Source organism: Dehalobacter sp. CP, from assembly GCF_047652685.1.
GTDB lineage: Bacteria > Bacillota > Desulfitobacteriia > Desulfitobacteriales > Syntrophobotulaceae > Dehalobacter.
Map to the genome: position 1 here is coordinate 260,001 of NZ_CP157399.1, position 17,496 is coordinate 277,496.

Here is a 17,496-nt window from a genome sequence, read left to right on the forward strand (position 1 = left end):
TTATCTTTTTAATCATTTTTTGTGAAACCGGACTTGTTGTAACACCGTTTCTGCCGGGGGATTCTTTGCTTTTTGTCATCGGGGCTCTGGGAGCAACAGGGGCGATGGATATTAAATTTGCTTTTATCTTACTGCTTATTGCGGCAATCGCAGGAAATACGCAGAATTATTTCATTGGAAGATTTTTTGGACAGAAAGCATTCAATTGGAAAGACAACAGACTCTTTAAAAAGAAATATCTCATTCAAACCCATGGTTTTTATGAAAAACATGGCGGGAAAACGATTTTTATATCACGGTTTTTACCAATTATTCGGACATTTGCACCATTTGTCGGAGGGATCAGCAACATGAGGTTGTGGAAGTTCATGCTCTATAATATATGTGGCGCTTTGGCCTGGATTTCACTTTTTACGATGGGCGGATATTATTTTGGGAACATTCCGACAGTCGAACAGAACTTTTCATTAATCATTTTTGCGATTATTTTCATCACTGTTTTACCAAGTGTCATTTTTGCTCTTCGCCAAAAGTTTTCGTCGTAAAGGTGCATTCAGGAGGATAGAAAAATGGCTGATGATATTAAGGAAATTGAACAATACGAAGATGCAGAGATCATAATTGAGCCACAGGAGATGGAGCGCTGGCAGAACAAGGCTAAAGACTATGTGGACAACCCTGTAAAGACGGAAAATTTGCTTACTGAAGCTCTGAAAAAAGCGGATAACAATAAAAACCGCGATGTAATCCAGAATATCTGGGATAAAATTCAGTTGCTCTTTTCTTTATTAAAAGACTGGTTAAACGGTGATTACAGAACGATCTCCAAAACGGCCATCATTTCTGTAATTGCCGGACTTATCTATTTCGTATCCCCTGTTGATCTTGTTCCTGATTGGATTGCTGCACTGGGACTAGTCGATGATGCTGCTGTTCTTGCGCTAATATTCAACCAGTTAGACAAGGAATTGACCAGGTATAAAAAATGGAAAAACCCTGAGTTCTAATATACGATAGAATAATGACAGGAAAAACGCAAACAACCCGATGATTCCCGGGTTGTTTTTTTATAGTTTGTCTAGAATGGACGATAACTTGTGTGAAAGTATGCTACAGGCTTTGCAGTAGCATCCTACTCGATTCTAGTGGCGTTGATCAGGAGTATTGAATCTTGGCGCTTGGGGGTCTTTAAGTTCATTGAAGTACTTTCCAGGTGTTGAGAGATCAAAGTATACCTTGGAATCCTGGGTAACTCCCCAGTCCTGAAGTGAGCCTGTATTCTGGAGCATATTGAATGCTTCCCGGAAAAGTGTATTATGTGCTTCTTCCCTATTCAAAAGGAAGTCAATCGTTTCTCTTACCCCTTTATCGTTAATCTGCCGGTAGAGATATTCATAAACTACTTTTGCCCTTGTTTCAGCCGATATATCTGACAGCAAATCTGCAGCGAGATCGCCGGTACATTCGATATATGCTCCAGTCCATGGATAACCGGAAGCATTGGTTAACATGGGGGCAAGTCCGCCGATGACATGTGATTCCACGGTGCCAACAGAAGTATTCATGGCTTCAAGCGTGTGGCCGTTTAATAGATTGACTGTCTGGGCGACCATTTCCATATGACTCAATTCTTCTGAAGCAATATCCATGAAAAGATCCTTAATCTTTTCATCTTTAATGCGATAACTTTGAGACAGATACTGTAAAGCTGCTTTGAGTTCACCATGCGGTCCGCCTAATTGATCTAACATTAAAGATGCATAATTTGGATTAGGACCGTCGACGCGTACATCTTTCAGTAGCTGCTTATCATGTTTGAACAAATGTATTTCTCCCTTCATTTAGATTTTAATCGTTCGTTACCTTCTATAGTCTTGCAATATACTTATAGATTATACAAAGAAGAACAATTCAATTTTAACTTTTTGCATAATAATCATAGGTTTTTAACAAAATATAATGAATATTGATAATAGGAGGAACTAAAATGCAATTAAGCCAGAAAGAAAAAATGCTTTTGGAAGATCTGAAAAGCCACGAGCAAATGTTTGCTCAAAAATGCAGCGAATTTGCCAATCAAGCTCAAGATCCGCAACTCAAACAACTCTTTCAGAACATGGCGCAGCATGAACAGCAGCATGTCCAAAAAATTGATCAAAGTTTGAGCCAAACTTCCGGAACATCAGGCCAGCTTCAGGGCATGACGGGTCAAAAAGATTCGATGCTTTGCCATGATATGCTCTCAACAGAAAAATATCTCTCTGGGGCCTATAATACAGTAATTTTTGAAATCCAGGATACCTCCCTCCGTCAGGACCTGAATAGTATACAGAGTGAAAAGCAAAGGCAGGGGGAAGAAATCTTCAGGTATATGCAAAATAAAGGAATGTATACGGTTCACTAAAAAATGAAAGAGGGTATCGCCAACCACTACAAAGTAGTTTTACAGTATCCTCTGTCTTTTCGTATCTTTAGGATAATTCAGTAAGATCATAGATCATCAAAAGTATGCATAAATCATATTCAAACGGAAGAGCAGCATGGCGAATCTATTTATAATTATATGCAAAGCAAAGGGATGTATCAGGTCCATTGAGTTACACGAATATCTCAGAACTTCAGTTTTTTAAAATTTGCAGACCCCGGAGCGAGTAACAATATTGCTCCGGGGTCTGATTGTTTCGGTTATAAATTTTATGTTCCCCATGCGATTTAAGCAATTGACCATTCAATAAATTTTTATCCTCTAAAAATTATAGTAAGTAAAAGCTATACCGAAGAAAAATCTTCGGTTATTTTCTTGTAATTCTTTAAAGTCTAAGATTTATCTGCACACCTCATGTCCTAAAAAGCATATTTATAAGCATGTACTGAAATATTGGTTAAATTTAACACAAAAAAGAATTTCTAATAATAAAAAGGAGGAAGAATGGTGGTTGATAACCCCGAAAATAAACAAAGAGCAAGTGGAAGAATATCTCGCAAAAATTTTATTGACTGCTTACAGATCATAAAAGATGAATTAAGAGATATTCAATCGTCAGTAAGCAATATAAAAGATGTTGGGGATATACAAAGTCCAGATAGTTCTGAAAGAGGACTTTATTTTTCAGAAATTAAGGCTTCCAGCGCGAGAGCATTTAATAGCTATAAATCTATATTGGATACCTTAAAATTTATTTCTAATAAAACCGGTGCTAAACCCGGTATACTGGAATCAATAATTAATGTTATTGAAGACGGTTTTGTATCAATAAGGTCTCAGATGGACAATATCAAAGAAAGTCCTGGAGTTGAAGCGGTATTACGAAAAGAGAATTCTTTAACAACGATCAAACAAATATGTGAGAAGTTATTAATATGTATTGAGGTACTGGGGGGACTTTTCTTATGTGGTGAGACGTTAAAAATTGTTCATGAAAGAAAGCCAGATAATGAAACATGTCCCAAGAATTTGCCAGGCAGAAAAAAGATCGTGATTGTTAATAATAAAAAAATATGTGTTACTGCAGCAGGCGTACTATTTCTCTGCAATAAGGCATTTAAATTTCATTGTAAAAAAAAGGAACACTGTCATAAGCATTCTGACTGCAAGAAAATATTAAAATTGCTTGAAAGCCCAACTTTTGGACTAGCAGAAATTAAAACAGAAATAAAATCTATAGAAGACGCTGTTTACCATCCATTTTTTGGCCTGCAGGAGATCAAATCCGAGGTTCAGCTTATCGAGTTTGAAGTCCAGAATATTGAGGAAAAGTTAGGTAGCCCAACATTCGGACTTGCTGAAATTAAGACAGAAGTGTTCAGTATTGGCACACTGCTGGAGAGCATCTATACGAGCATCATCGGAGCAACCTTTGGATTAGCAGAGATCAAATCCGAGGTCGCCGCGATCGAAGGAGCAGTGTTTAGTCCGACGTTTGGATTGGCCGAGATCAAGACCGAAGTGTTTAGTATTGGTACTCTGATTGAGAGTATCTACACGAGCATCATCGGAGCAACCTTTGGGTTAGCAGAGATCAAGTCCGAAGTAGCAGCGATTGAAGGAGCGGTATTCAGTCCGACATTCGGTTTGGCGGAGATCAAGACCGAAGTCTTCAGTATTGGGACCCTGGTTGAAGGCATCTACACGACCTTAGTAGGCTCAACATTCAGTTTAGGTGAGATCAAATCCGAAGTGGCAGCGATCGAAGGAGCGGTATTCAGTCCGACGTTTGGATTGGCAGAGATTAAGACCGAAGTGTTTAGTATTGGTACTCTGATTGAGAGTATCTACACGAGCATTATCGGAGCAACCTTTGGATTAGCAGAAATCAAATCCGAAGTCGCTGCGATCGAAGGAGCAGTGTTTAGTCCGACGTTTGGATTGGCAGAGATTAAGACCGAAGTGTTTAGTATTGGTACTCTGATTGAGAGTATCTACACGAGCATCATCGGTGCAACCTTTGGGTTAGCAGAGATCAAATCCGAGGTCGCTGCAATCGAAGGAGCAGTGTTTAGCCCGACGTTTGGATTGGCAGAGATTAAGACCGAAGTGTTTAGTATTGGTACTCTGATTGAGAGTATCTACACGAGCATCATCGGTGCAACCTTTGGGTTAGCAGAGATCAAATCCGAGGTCGCCGCAATCGAAGGAGCAGTGTTCAGTCCGACGTTTGGATTGGCAGAGATTAAGACCGAAGTGTTTAGTATTGGTACTCTGATTGAGAGTATCTACACGAGCATCATCGGTGCAACCTTTGGGTTAGCAGAGATCAAATCCGAGGTCGCCGCAATCGAAGGAGCAGTGTTCAGCCCGACATTTGGATTGGCAGAGATTAAGACCGAAGTGTTTAGTATTGGTACTCTGATTGAGAGTATCTACACGAGCATCATCGGTGCAACCTTTGGATTAGCAGAAATCAAATCCGAGGTCGCCGCAATCGAAGGAGCAGTGTTTAGTCCGACATTTGGGTTAGCTGAGATTAAGACGGAAGTATTCAGCATTGGCACGTTAGTCGAAGGAATTTACACGACCTTAGTAAGCTCAACATTCAGTTTAGGTGAGATCAAATCCGAAGTAGCAGCGATTGAAGGAGCGGTATTCAGCCCGACATTCGGTTTGGCAGAGATTAAGACGGAAGTATTTAGTATTGGCACACTGCTGGAGAGCATCTATACGAGCATCATCGGAGCAACCTTTGGGTTAGCAGAGATCAAATCCGAGGTCGCCGCGATTGAAGGAGCGGTATTCAGTCCGACATTCGGTTTGGCGGAGATCAAGACCGAGGTCTTCAGTATTGGGACCCTGGTTGAAGGCATCTACACGACCTTAGTAGGCTCAACATTCAGTTTAGGTGAGATCAAATCCGAAGTGGCAGCAATCGAAGGAGCAGTGTTCAGTCCGACATTTGGGTTGGCGGAGATCAAGACAGAAGTATTCAGTATCGGCACTCTGGTCGAAGGAATTTACACGACTTTGGTAAGCTCAACCTTCAGCCTGCAGGAAATCAAGTCCGAAGTAGCAGCGATTGAGGGAGCAGTGTTCAGCCCGACGTTCGGATTAGCTGAGATTAAAACCGAAGTGTTCAGCATTGGCACCCTGGTCGAAGGAATTTACACGACCTTGGTAAGCTCAACCTTTAGCTTAGGTGAGATCAAATCTGAAGTAGCAGCGATTGAAGGAGCAGTGTTTAGTCCGACGTTTGGATTGGCCGAGATCAAGACGGAAGTATTCAGTATCGGCACGCTAGTTGAAGGGATCTACACCACTTTAGTAAGCTCAACGTTCAGCCTAGGTGAGATCAAATCAGAAGTAGCCGCGATTGAAGGAGCAGTGTTTAGTCCGACATTTGGTTTGGCTGAGATCAAGACAGAAGTCTTCAGCATTGGCACCCTGGTCGAAGGGATCTACACGACTTTAGTAAGCTCAACGTTCAGCCTAGGTGAGATCAAATCCGAAGTAGCAGCGATCGAAGGAGCAGTCTTCAGTCCGACGTTTGGGTTGGCAGAGATCAAGACCGAAGTGTTCAGCATTGGTACCCTGGTTGAAGGGATCTACACGACCTTAGTAGGCTCAACCTTCAGTTTAGGTGAGATCAAATCTGAAGTAGCAGCGATTGAAGGAGCGGTGTTTAGCCCGACGTTTGGGTTAGCGGAGATCAAGACGGAAGTGTTCAGTATTGGCACCCTGGTCGAAGGAATCTACACGACTTTAGTAAGCTCAACCTTCAGTTTAGGTGAGATCAAGTCTGAAGTGGCAGCGATCGAAGGAGCAGTGTTCAGTCCAACATTTGGGTTAGCCGAGATTAAGACAGAAGTATTTTCAATTGGAACCTTGGTTGAAGCCATTTTCACGACAGTAGAAAATTTGTCCGGGAGCACATTTATCGAAGCAATCTATACAGCAGTCTATAGCCCGACGTTTGGTTTAGCGGAGATTAAGACCGAAGTCTTCAGTATCGGGACCCTGGTCGAAGGGATCTACACGGCTATTTATAGCCCGACCTTTGGTTTAGAAGAAATCAAAACCGAAGTATTCCAAATATTGAAACAAAGTTTTAGTCAGGATTTGACCACCGGTATTGCTCAACGGGATAACCCAAATAATAATGATGATTTTTACGTCGAGGTTTTGAACAATACAGCAGCTACTGTCAGTGTAACGCTTACGGTCTTTGATTTTTCTTCAGGCACGGGGATTTCGGCACTTGGGACGCCAACGCTACTGACCATTGGGCCAGGCAATGTAATAGAATTTGCTAGTTTGAATCTTAATGCAACAGTCTTGAATAGGTATGAGGTTACACTAACCAATGTCCAGGATGGGATCTATATTTGGTCGGCTTTCCGGCTGGCCAATGGGGAATTGAGTCCGGCGAATACCTTTAGAGCAGGTGAATTTGTACCGTTATTACCCTAATAACAAAACGCGTTGATGGAAAACTTCATTAACCGGCAGAAAATCAAAGTCATTTTTCATCCGGTCAGCAATAAACACGCTGGCCGGATGTTTATATCAAATAAGAATTGAAAAATGTTCCTTATCGTTTGGCATTTGAATATAGTAGCAAAGAGGAGGGTGCTATGATTACCATCAGCTTATGTATGATCGTCAAAAATGAAGAAGAACATCTGCCCAATGTCCTTAATTGTGTGAAGAATATTGTAGATGAAATTATCGTGGTGGATACCGGGTCGGACGATAAAAGCAAGGAAATTGCTTGTTTGTACCAGGCTAGAATCTATGACTGGGATTGGACGGACGATTTTGCGGCTGCCAGGAATTTTTCTTTTGCCAAGGCTAGTATGGATTATATCTTGTGGCTGGATGCCGATGATCTCCTGAAAAATCATGACCAGCTTGCCCTGATGCAATTGAAGCATGTGCTTAATCCCAATGTGGATGTTGTGCTGATGAAGTATTGTGTGAACACCGGGGTAATAGGTGACTCTATTTCAACTTTTTATAGGGAACGCCTGGTTAAGAGGAGCAAGAATTTCCAGTGGCGGGAGCCGGTGCACGAGTACTTGGATTTTAACGGTGAAATTTTAACGACAGATATCTGTATCTGTCATACGGGCCTAAAGTGCAATTCGCCAAGGAATTTGAGCATTTATGAAAAAATACTGGCTGAGGGGAAAAAGTTAAATGTCAGAAATCTTTACTATTTTGCGAGAGAACTTTTTAATTGCGGAAGATTTGCCGAGGCCATCCACTATTTTGAGAATCTGTTAGACGGCAGTGAAGATATTATGCTCTATTATCTGGATGCGTGTATCCGGTTGGCTATTTGCTATGCTGCCCAAAACAACCATGACAAAGTGCTGGATTCCCTGCACAAAAGTTTTAAGTACGATACACCGCGGGCTGAAGTTTGCTGCAGGCTTGGTTATTATTATAAGAGCAGAGAAGATTATAAAAAGGCCATTTTTTGGTTTGAACTGGCTACTAAATTGAAAAAACCAAACCAAACATGGAGCATGGTTGAACATGATTGTTGGGACTTTATCCCTTATACGGAGCTTTGTTCGTGCTATTACCGGGTGGGGCATCCCAAAGAAGCCTTATACTACAATAGCTTGGCATTGGAAACCAAGCCGGAAGATACGATGAGCCTGAGTAACAAAGCTTTCCTGGAAGGTGTAATAAAAGGATCATCCTCTGTTTCAGCTGACGCATTGCATGAGTCGCTAAATTTACTGTATCCAAAGAGTTAATATTGCCAAGTAACAGATTTCGGAGTTTTGCATATTTTGTAGTACAAGTCTAATAAATGGAGGTAGAAAAAATGGCATACTTTCCCGATCTTTGCAGTAGGTTGGGCTCGGCAGCTTTTACTGCGATCAATGACTCGGAAACCTTGACACTCGGCAGCAGGATCTATACGTTTTTAGATACTCTCGGAGCAACACCTCCTGCGGGAAATGTTCATATTGGGATTCAGGTTGCCTTGGCTGACACGGTAAAATTATTGGCAAAAGCTATCCGTGGTGAGGCGGATGCCAATATTTTATATGCAGCAGGCGAGAGTAATAACCCTGAATGCACAGCCTATTGGACAAGTCAGAGGTTTGCACTTGACGATGTCCAAGTGGCGGCAGGTCAGAATATTTATATTGTGGAGAGAGAAGAGGATTCCAATACACCCATAACCCTGTCGACAACCTGTAGCGGCTGTTCTCTGAACGCTTTAAGGCGCGCCGGCTTTTCAAGATATTTTCTTGATGGAAACAATGCAACAGATGCCCAACAAAGTATAAGGGGTTCCTACCAGATGATTCTGCCAACAGATTTTGTTGGTTTCGCGTATACAATTAATTGTATTGATAAAATTTATTGCTCGATGAGTTCTACAAGTTGTATTGAAATTGACTTATACCGGAGCCCTGATGAAGTTACCTTTACCAGAGTCGTAAGAAGTACGAGTTTTCCGGGTGCATCCTATGGCGCGCTAATATGTGAAGATGTGGATTGTGATTCGATATCAGCAAATGAAGGGCTTTATTACCGACTTGGCACCGATGGGACTGATCCGACAAATTATATTGATATCAAAGTTTCCTATGCGGCGGTGTAATAACAGAACGACAATGGTCTTGTCTTGAAAGGGGAACAGTTGTTGAAAATTGCCTGCTTTTCCGCATCACCGATCATGAAGTATGGGCTGATGCCTGGTTTTGAGAAAAATGGAGAGGAAACAAAAATATTTCCTATGGCCTGTATGGGTGACGAAATGGTGACTCTGGAATTGGACGGACAGGTTACCCGCGTTCCCTATACCGAGCAGGACAAGATTAATAGCTATATTGACAAATGCATAGCCCGATATGGACCGGATTATGTTATCCTGGAAGGCTATCAGGGGGAACTGGCACTTGGCATTTCTATGGCCTGTGAAAAGTATGGCTGCGGGTTTATTTACTGGAGTATTGAAGATCCGGTGGGTTTTGCTAGAACACTGCCTATAGCAAAAATGGCCGATATTGTATTTACGACCGCTTTGGAGTGTATCCGTGAATACCGGAATCAAGGAATTCAGGCCCATCTCCTTATGTTTGGCTGCAATCCTGAATTCCACCGAAGCGGGGTATATAGGCCCGAGTGTGACCTGGATTTTGCTGTGCAGGCTAGTTGGTACAATTTTGCTTCCAGAATAGAGGGCTTTAACATTTTGTTAAAGCCTTTGCTGGGATTAGGTCATAAGTATCGCATTTGGGGATACAATTGGGACAGTGATCCACAGGCCCACGCTTTTCTAGGAGATAATGAAGACCATTTCGCCGGGATTCTTCCCAATGAGAAGCTGCCGGATCTATGTGCTTCTGCCAGAATCATTCTAGGATTTCAGTGTGATTCCTCCAGTATTACGCAGACCAGTATGCGGAATTATGAGGTGCTTTCTTGCGGGGGATTCTATCTTTGTCAATATACCAAGGCGAGTGCCTATATTTTCCGTGAGGGAACCCACCTTGAACTTGCCAGGGATAAAGAAGAGGCCGTGAGCAAAGTGTTATTTTACTTGGCCCATGACCAGGAACGTATCAGGGTTGCCCGGCTGGGGCAGGAGTATGTGCATAGAAGGCACTCGTATGAGGTCAGGGTTAGTGAGGATGTTCTTCCTTACATTGAACGGAGAGTATAAGGGAAACCGCTAAGATCAGAGAACTACGGATTTAAATTGTTTTGTGCTGAAAGCCTTTTATAGATCATTAACATTTGCTGGCCGCACCAGCATCCGCTGTTTTGGGAATCTATAATTTTCAAAAAGCATCTCCCAAAGCCATTGATTTCTGAGGGAAAACTGTTTTCTGAAAGAATAATCTGATGCTCAGGACAAATCGGAGGCTTTTCATTATAAGGAACTAGAAGTATATAATATTGGCCGGTACTTAAGAGATGTTGAGCAAATACTTCAGCCGGGTTCGGAAAGTGCTCAAAACAGTTGCTGGAGATAATAACATTAAAGCAATCTTTTTGAGGATCGAGGATCTCCGAACGGAAATTGCCGGATGGGTAATCAGCTTTGCATTTTTTGACAGCAATCTCTGAAAAGTCCAGACCGGTCACATGAGCGTTTGGAAATCTTTTGCTAATCTCCTCAACTCCTTGTCCCAGAGCGCAGCCCCAATCCAGGATAAAGGGACTCTCATCCTTAATGTATTTACACACTTCTTCGGGTAGATTCTCCAACAGCAGTTTCATGAAAAATCTTGTCTGATTCTTTCCCCCTGCCGTTTCCCAATTAACATCAAACCGGCTGTCCCAATACTCTTTAGAGTTTATAGGCGTCATATTTTTGTCTCCTCCTCATTCGTGTAATAACAGCATATTCATCGTACAAAGCATTGTTCACGCTTAATATCAAATGATAAAAAACCTCAATGGGGAAATAATATACAAACTAGATAACCTAAAACGGCTATTTACATAGGTCATTAGACGTTATGATAGCAATAAAAAAATTAATAGATGAAGCGATTGGATGATCTGCCGGTTTCTCACCATTTTTTGTACTGGTAAAGATCTTTCAGTATTTTTATTTTTCGTATTTCATCTAGCCCTGGATTCATTATCGAAATATAGGCATAAACCTCTGAGGGTCTCATTTTAAGTGGAAGAAGATTTCTTTTTTGTTCGGCAGCCATATTCACATCTTTAGGCTTATTACTTAATAGACGGGTCCAGCAATTCCCTTGGGCAAAGCCTAATCGATAATAACGCAATAATAATTTAAAATTATCGGTAGGACTGTTTGCTACTATAACTAGGGGCGATTTGATAGGTGAGACCCTTTTAGAATGAATGACCAAAGACAGCAGATTTAATTCTACTGTTCGAATGGTATCGCACGGTTCATCTAACACCTTTTTAATAAGTGTATCTCCATCGTCAATATTTCTTGAGAGGTATTCGGAAGCTGCATCATTAAAGAGCTGTTTAATCTGCTTTAACTTTTGATGATTAATCTCAAAAGCTACTAAATCATAGGAAAGATTGTCTATTATATCCCGTATAACCGCAGTAACATCTTTAACATTGCTGTTTCTTTGAACTAGTTCAATAATTTTATCATACGGTAACCCCTCAAGCGCTCCGTTTTTAATGGGTGCAATGGCACTTTGGACTGAATGATTTTCGTCTCTCCCTAATTCGTAGATAACTTCTATTGAATTGAAGTAACAAGTATCCAACACCAATATGTCGATTTTTTTACCTATTTCATTTGCGGCCATATTGATTGCTCCAGCCAATTCCGGAATGCCCATGATATAGGGAGCTTTTTTGCTGTAATCGGTCATCATGCCAACGAATTGATATCCGTGTCCACCCATTATCAGCATGTACTTGTTAGCCGGATAGAATCTCATCCCCCATTTAATGAAATCATATAAAGTCTTGGGATCAGCCATATTAGTACTTTCTAGATTACCGACTAAAAAGGAACTCCCTTTCGCAAAAAGGTAACGCCTGACCCCACTCCAACTATCATCAGATCTCAGATCTGTGTTTTGCCGAATGAGTTTTACGAGTTCATATTTTGCTCTGCCAAATTGTATCACTACTTTGACATCAGGACTTGAACCTACCTTTTTCGCATTCAACATGGCTTGGTGCATTTCTGGTTCAAGCTCGTTATTGCCGTTGGCGTAAATCAGAATCGTCCAATTATTTTCTTGCAGTATTTGATTCAAAGCTATCTACCACAGGGAAATACCGCGCATTGGTTGTGCACATATCGTTATGGTAATGATGTTGGTATCTAAGGTGACCGCGCCGTTTCTGGCCAGTAACCGTCCATTCACACTAACGCTGGTCGTCGCTGTGATTGATGCTAAAGCCAAGATGGTTCCTTGGAAAGAAGACCCCGTTCCAAGCGTTGCCGAACTGCCTATTTGCCAAAAGACATTGCAAGCTTGGGCACCATTGATAAGAACCACGCTGCTAGCGGATGCAGTGGTGAGTGTGGAAGCAATTTGGAAAATGAAGACAGCATTGGGATCACCCTGAGCGTTGAGAGTGAGAACACCTGTTATCCCAAGCGAAGACGTAGAATTGTAGACGCCAGGGGTGAGCGTTTGCCCTCCAATGTCGCCGGATACTGTGCCAGTAGGTGTTTGACCAGCAGCATTGTTATAGGCTGTAACCAAGTCGGTTTTTGCCTGTTGAGCGACAATGTCGCCCGCATGGGTCGTACCAGTTATTATACCAGGAGGAAAGCCAGTTATTGCTGTACCTGGAAACACCCCAACATCCCCGGCAATCGTGGTTGAACCAGTGTTGGTAATCGTGGAACCGGCTAGAACCGCAAAACCGGTGGCCGTTCCAAGGTTTACTGTTGGTTGAGCCATGGGAGAAAAAACTTCCTTTCAGTTGTAAATTTTATACGTTAGTGACTAATGATTGCTTGTATTATTTTATAATATTCATCTTGCTAATTTTTGGTTAATTTTTATGACATATGCATTTCTTTGGTGGCATTTATTTCATCATACCTTTGCAAATGCTATTCCTATAGGCAACGGGGCTTCTGCTGATCCGAGTCGCACGAAGTCCAGAAATAATTCGATATGCGAGTTCAGCCATAGAAAACAAGTAAATAATGATCACGTTAGATTGGAACTTTTTTATAATTCTTCTCCATCCTGACATACTAATACTTGACACGTTCTATACCCTATATATCGCATGTTCTGTATCCAACAAAAATGGAGGTCTGCCCATGATAAATACGGAAAAACAACCCAATAGACTCATTAATCAAAAAAGCCCCTACCTTATACACCATGCATATAATCCGGTAGACTGGTACGCTTGGAGTCAGGAAGCTTTCGATAAAGCGAAGAGTGAAGACAAACCCGTTTTCCTAAGTATTGGGTATCACTCTTGTCACTGGTGTCAGTTTTGCTATAGTAGACAATCCAAATATAACCGAAAGAAATAATTGAAAAATGTATATTTGATGAGAAAAAACCAATATGTGCCAAATGTAAAATCCATTGTTATAAAGCCGAGATGCGACAAGAAATAAAAAAAGTGATGAGATATTCGGGATCTAAGATGCTAATTAAGCACCCAATATTAGCTCTGTACCATTTTATTGATTCAAGAAAACACAATTGAGCTCAATTTGGTTCTTTTTATTATTGTTTTAAAATAGTAATAGAATTTTTATCAAATAAGATTAAATAGTCATTTCTCATTTTAGCAAGTTCTCTCGACAAGGATGTACGCTGAACACCGATTTTCTCAGCCAAAGCCTTTTTTGTTAAATTAAGCTTGATATGATCGGAATTCTGGATTTTCCGTTCATCATCAAGGTAACTCATTATGCTTTCACGTATTGTTTTGTTGACATCGTGATTAATCTTATCCCCGAGAATCATAGCATGATCCGATACGTATTCAAGATAGCTTTTTAAGAAATCATGGTTATATGATAATAGAGTAAAAAGTCGTTCTTTTTCTATTTCCAGGATAATTGTTGGTTGCTTAGCTGTGATGGTCATTGGATAATGCGAGTTTTTTGAAAACAACAAATTGCCGCCAAGTATTTCATTACTGAAAAATTCCGCTATGGTCATAAGATTTCCTGATTCATCAATACGTTCAACAATTACCTTACCGGAAAGAATTATATCGAGCTTTAAACAGACATCGCCTGAAAAATGGACGATGTTGTTTTTATTATGGGAGCATATCCTAAAACTTCCGTCTCTTAGGTAGGAACACATTTCTTCGATTGATAAAGAATGTAAAAGGGTATTTTTTTGTATAAGGCTTATATAGTCATTCATATAATCATTCATATAATAAGATCACTCCCTGAGGTGTTACATTGGTAACACCTTTTTCCTTATTATATTTCTATAATTAGAATATATCTAGAGGAGGGAAAGGATCATGAAATATTTAGATAATATAATTCGTATTTTGTTTCTTGGACTGTTTCTATATCTGTTGGCTAATGGGAAAATTATGCTGTGGCTTGCTTTATTCGCCATTAGTCTAATAGCTTCATTGGTTTTTGGCATGGTTTATTGCGGGTATGTGTGCCCCATGAATACGCTGATGAATCCTGTTGCGTGGCTATCAAAAAAGCTTAATTTTCAGACGACAAGAACGCCTAAATGGCTGAAAAATGGCTATTTTGCATGGGTTGCTGTAATAGTTAGTATAGCGGCCATGCTTCTGTCAAATAGGATACTGAATATCAACCTTCCCATTCTTCCTATTTGGCTTGTTATATCTGTTCTAGTTACTCTCAGATACAAGCCAGCTGTATTTCATAACTTAGTTTGCCCGTTTGGGGCTCTGCAAAGATTATTTGGTCGATACGCGAGACTGTCGGCAAAGATTAATAACGATTCTTGTATAAGATGCAGACTGTGTGAGAAAGCCTGTCCTGCTGGTGCGATCACGATAAGTGAGGAAAACAGAAAAGCTTTCATTAATACTGCACTTTGCCATCAATGCACAAAATGCAGGCAGGTATGCTTCAAGGGTGCAATTCGTTACACAAACACTAAAGAAAGTTCCGGTTTGTAACATATGATAGAGATTTGTCCCATGGATTACATTAGAATAGCCTCAAAGGAGAGGTTAAAATGGGTAAAGCCCCCCGGAATTTGTGGAAAATGAATGGCATGTAGCACGCAAAAATTGCTTAATATTTTTTTAATTGGTCTTCCAACCAGAGATGCATTAGCTTTGCTTCGAGCATATTGCCAGCTAAAAACTCGGAAAGGAATTGCTCTCGGTTATTGTTATCTTGCTCCAGCTTTACGACGAATTTGGCATAACCTTGGTGTGACATGATTTCGATTTTGCTGTAAGTCACTAAAACGTTCTTGGTACTTGTAAGATTTAGCGTTATATCCAGCATTTTTCCGAAGATATCGCCTGTTTCAATCAACAAGGAAGGCTTGGCACCAAGGTTTCTGATTACATTTTCCAATTTGCCAATGTGCTCGATTTCAATTTCCATAAATCTGCGGAAAGTCCTTCTGATCTCTTTTTCAGGGAAGTCCAGAAAGTCTTTATACATCCCAAGGTGCCCATGCTCTAACGTAAGGATTTTATTGAGTTCCTTGATGAGCTCTTTATCATTCATAAAAAGTTCTCCCTTAGCAATTATTATATACATTTATTTTGTTGCAAAAGGAGAATTGTTAAACATAGGTGATATCGTATCGGGATATATTTGCGTCTTGATTATTGCTTAAAGAACTTTCCTTCGCCCAAATAGAATGTCTCTTTATCCTTGTACATTCGCTGGTCGGCTAAGGATAGAACGGCTTCCATGCTCTTTCCTTCCATGGAAGTTGCATAGCCTAAACTCAGGTTCAATACTGCGGGATTGTCTGAGGTGGGAATGCTATTTTTGCTCTTTACTCTGTTTTCGATCATTTCTAGAACGGATATTTCACTCGAGGTTAGAATCAAAAACTCATCGCCTCCAAAACGGAATACACAGTCAATATCCCGGACACTGTTTCGGATAGCATTAGCAGCCTCAGTGATAATCCGATCACCATCTTCATGACCGAAATGGTCATTAATATACTTTAAGCCGCTGATGTCAAGCATAACAATGCCGTACGGCTTGGACTCGGCAATATAGCTTTGAATAATATCATTAAAGAGATTGCGGTTATATAATCCTGTAAGGGGGTCTGTCTCTGAAATTTTCTTTAATCTTTCTAAGGTTTGTTCTCTCTCCGTGACATCCTTGGTAATTATCATAGCTCCAACAAATTTCTCTGGTATATTAACCGGGGAATAGACATTCTCGATAAACCTGTCTTGAGCTTTAATTACTCTGTGCCATTCCTTTTTCGTAAATCGATTCAGCTTTGCAATTACCTTATCCTTAGATTCCTTTTTATGACAGGAGAGAATGTTGTTTTCAGGTAGATTATAGTCCCACCCAAGTAATTCGCTCGCTAATTGATTAAAATATATAATTTTTCCAGTATTGTCTACTAGGGTTAAACCAATATTTAATTCAGCCAGGATAGTGTCCATAATTTCATAAGGAATGGAATTGTTACTCATAGAGCCTCCCAAAGTATGTAATTTAGCAACATTCTATCATGGTTTTCGTATTTGGGTAAAAAAGGTGTAAATAATATCAATAAAATAATGGAGGTTATAAAAATGACACAGCATATCATGAAAAATATAGACTTTTCCAAGGTTTTAGAGATGGAGGAATTGGTTCAGTATCAGGAAGGCCAAGTGGTGAGCAGAACTCTCGCCCAGGGTAAGCCGGTAAGTATCACCTTATTTGCTTTTGGTGAAGGGGAAGAAATTAGCTCCCATTCTTCAGGCGGCGATGCGATGGTATACCTGCTTGATGGCGAAGCGGAGATCACAATCGGGGAAGAAAAATTTCATATAAAAAAAGGACAGACTATAGTCATGCCTGCCGGTGTCCCCCATGCGTTACAGGCTGTAAAACAGTTTAAAATGCTACTTATCGTCGTCTTTAGCTTTTAGTTTGCTTAAGAACTTCTTCCCGGTTTCAGTTTTGAATATTTTCTTAGAAAAGTTTTTAATTGCTGCCTCAGACAGATGATCTTCAAAAGCATTAACGAGAAAATCCGCCTCAATTAATATCTGGTAATCTATCTCATTAATATTATTATAGGTATGGTGATGTGCGATCAGCCAACATACCCGGTCTATTAATGATGAATCAAAGCTCATATTTTCCAATAACTTCTGTGCTTCCGGAGGCCCTTCAATCTGTTGATAATTCCCGGCGGCGCTGTTGTATTTCTGTTCGCTGTTTTTAATTCCTATATCATGTGTGACAGCCGCAATTTCAAGAATTTCCTGCATACGTTTATCCAGGCCTTCCATCTCACCAACGCTTTTGGCTAATCCATAAACCTTTAGAAAATGATTGATCCGTCGTACATCGCCCTCATAGTAATCAATCATAGCGCTGATAACCTGTCCTACAGTACTCATTCTTTACCCCCTCGTATTCTGCACCAAGAATAACAATG

Annotated in this window: 19 protein-coding genes and 1 pseudogene (1 of these 20 cut by a window edge); 12 read left to right on the forward strand and 8 right to left on the reverse strand. The window is 40.5% G+C overall.

The features are described 5' to 3' along the window. Together AAH944_RS01255 and AAH944_RS01260 are read left to right on the forward strand one after the other, a co-directional pair. On the forward strand, positions 1-545 hold the 3' portion of the coding sequence (locus AAH944_RS01255; protein ID WP_415535840.1) for a DedA family protein. It extends 94 nt beyond the left edge of the window; the window shows 545 of its 639 coding nt (coding positions 95-639); its start codon lies off the left edge, out of view; it ends in the stop codon at positions 543-545. Positions 546-569: 24 nt separating this feature from the next. Next, positions 570-1,007, forward strand: a complete 438-nt coding sequence (locus AAH944_RS01260; protein WP_415535842.1) for a YkvA family protein — start codon at positions 570-572, stop codon at positions 1,005-1,007. Between the two features lie 135 nt (positions 1,008-1,142). On the opposite strand, the gene AAH944_RS01265 is transcribed toward AAH944_RS01260, so the two are convergent. Further along, positions 1,143-1,823, reverse strand: a complete 681-nt coding sequence (locus AAH944_RS01265; RefSeq protein ID WP_026156250.1) for a manganese catalase family protein — start codon at positions 1,821-1,823, stop codon at positions 1,143-1,145. 164 nt (positions 1,824-1,987) lie between these two features. Between AAH944_RS01265 and AAH944_RS01270 the strand changes: the two genes are divergently transcribed. From AAH944_RS01270 to AAH944_RS01295, 6 genes are all read left to right on the forward strand, one after another. Beyond that, the gene (locus AAH944_RS01270; protein WP_015043990.1) at positions 1,988-2,404 is read left to right on the forward strand and encodes a spore coat protein; all 417 of its coding nucleotides are present in this window, start codon (positions 1,988-1,990) and stop codon (positions 2,402-2,404) included. Positions 2,405-2,512: 108 nt separating this feature from the next. Then, positions 2,513-2,596 carry a spore coat protein gene (locus AAH944_RS01275; protein WP_415537727.1) on the forward strand — a complete coding sequence of 28 codons (84 nt, stop codon included), beginning with the start codon at positions 2,513-2,515 and terminating at the stop codon, positions 2,594-2,596. A gap of 333 nt (positions 2,597-2,929) precedes the next feature. Continuing rightward, positions 2,930-6,901 carry a hypothetical protein gene (locus AAH944_RS01280; protein WP_415535844.1) on the forward strand — a complete coding sequence of 1,324 codons (3,972 nt, stop codon included), beginning with the start codon at positions 2,930-2,932 and terminating at the stop codon, positions 6,899-6,901. A 164-nt stretch (positions 6,902-7,065) separates the two neighbouring features. Further along, positions 7,066-8,199 (forward strand): glycosyltransferase, encoded by a 1,134-nt coding sequence (locus AAH944_RS01285; protein WP_415535846.1) that lies wholly within the window; start codon positions 7,066-7,068, stop codon positions 8,197-8,199. Positions 8,200-8,270: 71 nt separating this feature from the next. Then, complete coding sequence (locus AAH944_RS01290) at positions 8,271-9,059, forward strand: hypothetical protein (RefSeq protein ID WP_415535848.1); 789 nt, start codon at positions 8,271-8,273, stop codon at positions 9,057-9,059. A gap of 42 nt (positions 9,060-9,101) precedes the next feature. After that, complete coding sequence (locus AAH944_RS01295; RefSeq protein ID WP_415535850.1) at positions 9,102-10,124, forward strand: CgeB family protein; 1,023 nt, start codon at positions 9,102-9,104, stop codon at positions 10,122-10,124. A 23-nt stretch (positions 10,125-10,147) separates the two neighbouring features. Here AAH944_RS01295 and AAH944_RS01300 read toward each other — a convergent pair whose 3' ends face one another. The 3 genes from AAH944_RS01300 to AAH944_RS01310 all read right to left on the reverse strand — a co-directional run bounded on the left by AAH944_RS01300 (position 10,148) and on the right by AAH944_RS01310 (position 12,831). Then, positions 10,148-10,774, reverse strand: a complete 627-nt coding sequence (locus tag AAH944_RS01300; protein ID WP_415535851.1) for a class I SAM-dependent methyltransferase — start codon at positions 10,772-10,774, stop codon at positions 10,148-10,150. Positions 10,775-10,980: 206 nt separating this feature from the next. Further along, on the reverse strand, positions 10,981-12,174 hold the full coding sequence (locus AAH944_RS01305; protein ID WP_415535853.1) for a clostripain-related cysteine peptidase: 1,194 nt from the start codon (positions 12,172-12,174) through the stop codon (positions 10,981-10,983). A gap of 6 nt (positions 12,175-12,180) precedes the next feature. Continuing rightward, positions 12,181-12,831, reverse strand: a complete 651-nt coding sequence (locus AAH944_RS01310; protein ID WP_415535855.1) for an ice-binding family protein — start codon at positions 12,829-12,831, stop codon at positions 12,181-12,183. Positions 12,832-13,202: 371 nt separating this feature from the next. Here AAH944_RS01310 and AAH944_RS01315 point away from each other — a divergent pair. Continuing rightward, positions 13,203-13,379, forward strand: a pseudogene (locus tag AAH944_RS01315) (DUF255 domain-containing protein); the annotation flags it as partial. Between the two features lie 56 nt (positions 13,380-13,435). Continuing rightward, positions 13,436-13,603 (forward strand): nitrous oxide-stimulated promoter family protein, encoded by a 168-nt coding sequence (locus AAH944_RS01320; RefSeq protein ID WP_415537729.1) that lies wholly within the window; start codon positions 13,436-13,438, stop codon positions 13,601-13,603. A gap of 20 nt (positions 13,604-13,623) precedes the next feature. Here AAH944_RS01320 and AAH944_RS01325 read toward each other — a convergent pair whose 3' ends face one another. Then, positions 13,624-14,289, reverse strand: a complete 666-nt coding sequence (locus AAH944_RS01325; protein ID WP_415535857.1) for a Crp/Fnr family transcriptional regulator — start codon at positions 14,287-14,289, stop codon at positions 13,624-13,626. 94 nt (positions 14,290-14,383) lie between these two features. Here AAH944_RS01325 and AAH944_RS01330 point away from each other — a divergent pair, with 94 nt between their 5' ends. Further along, on the forward strand, positions 14,384-15,028 hold the full coding sequence (locus AAH944_RS01330; RefSeq protein ID WP_415535859.1) for a 4Fe-4S binding protein: 645 nt from the start codon (positions 14,384-14,386) through the stop codon (positions 15,026-15,028). A gap of 118 nt (positions 15,029-15,146) precedes the next feature. On the opposite strand, the gene AAH944_RS01335 is transcribed toward AAH944_RS01330, so the two are convergent. Further along, positions 15,147-15,593 (reverse strand): ferritin-like domain-containing protein, encoded by a 447-nt coding sequence (locus AAH944_RS01335; protein WP_415535861.1) that lies wholly within the window; start codon positions 15,591-15,593, stop codon positions 15,147-15,149. Positions 15,594-15,694: 101 nt separating this feature from the next. Beyond that, positions 15,695-16,537: a diguanylate cyclase gene (locus AAH944_RS01340; RefSeq protein WP_415535863.1), complete on the reverse strand. Its 843-nt coding sequence runs from the start codon at positions 16,535-16,537 to the stop codon at positions 15,695-15,697. Positions 16,538-16,639: 102 nt separating this feature from the next. Between AAH944_RS01340 and AAH944_RS01345 the strand changes: the two genes are divergently transcribed. Then, entirely contained in the window at positions 16,640-16,981 is a 342-nt protein-coding gene (locus AAH944_RS01345) for a cupin domain-containing protein (protein ID WP_415537731.1), read from the forward strand. On the opposite strand, the gene AAH944_RS01350 is transcribed toward AAH944_RS01345, so the two are convergent. Next, a complete protein-coding gene (locus AAH944_RS01350; protein ID WP_415535865.1) occupies positions 16,955-17,458 on the reverse strand; it encodes an HD domain-containing protein in 504 nt (167 codons plus the stop codon). The genes AAH944_RS01345 and AAH944_RS01350 overlap by 27 nt on opposite strands. Between the last annotated feature and the right edge of the window lie 38 nt (positions 17,459-17,496).

Bases quoted from the DNA above. Each gene is read 5' to 3' on its own strand.
- AAH944_RS01270 (WP_015043990.1), top strand. From the start codon at position 1,988: ATGCAATTAAGCCAGAAAGAAAAAATGCTTTTGGAAGATCTGAAAAGC.
- AAH944_RS01340 (WP_415535863.1), bottom strand. From the start codon at position 16,537: ATGAGTAACAATTCCATTCCTTATGAAATTATGGACACTATCCTGGCT.
- AAH944_RS01335 (WP_415535861.1), bottom strand. From the start codon at position 15,593: ATGAATGATAAAGAGCTCATCAAGGAACTCAATAAAATCCTTACGTTA.
- AAH944_RS01260 (WP_415535842.1), top strand. From the start codon at position 570: ATGGCTGATGATATTAAGGAAATTGAACAATACGAAGATGCAGAGATC.
- AAH944_RS01345 (WP_415537731.1), top strand. From the start codon at position 16,640: ATGACACAGCATATCATGAAAAATATAGACTTTTCCAAGGTTTTAGAG.
- AAH944_RS01310 (WP_415535855.1), bottom strand. From the start codon at position 12,831: ATGGCTCAACCAACAGTAAACCTTGGAACGGCCACCGGTTTTGCGGTT.
- AAH944_RS01350 (WP_415535865.1), bottom strand. From the start codon at position 17,458: ATGAGTACTGTAGGACAGGTTATCAGCGCTATGATTGATTACTATGAG.
- AAH944_RS01290 (WP_415535848.1), top strand. From the start codon at position 8,271: ATGGCATACTTTCCCGATCTTTGCAGTAGGTTGGGCTCGGCAGCTTTT.
- AAH944_RS01285 (WP_415535846.1), top strand. From the start codon at position 7,066: ATGATTACCATCAGCTTATGTATGATCGTCAAAAATGAAGAAGAACAT.
- AAH944_RS01280 (WP_415535844.1), top strand. From the start codon at position 2,930: ATGGTGGTTGATAACCCCGAAAATAAACAAAGAGCAAGTGGAAGAATA.
- AAH944_RS01325 (WP_415535857.1), bottom strand. From the start codon at position 14,289: ATGAATGATTATATGAATGACTATATAAGCCTTATACAAAAAAATACC.
- AAH944_RS01300 (WP_415535851.1), bottom strand. From the start codon at position 10,774: ATGACGCCTATAAACTCTAAAGAGTATTGGGACAGCCGGTTTGATGTT.
- AAH944_RS01330 (WP_415535859.1), top strand. From the start codon at position 14,384: ATGAAATATTTAGATAATATAATTCGTATTTTGTTTCTTGGACTGTTT.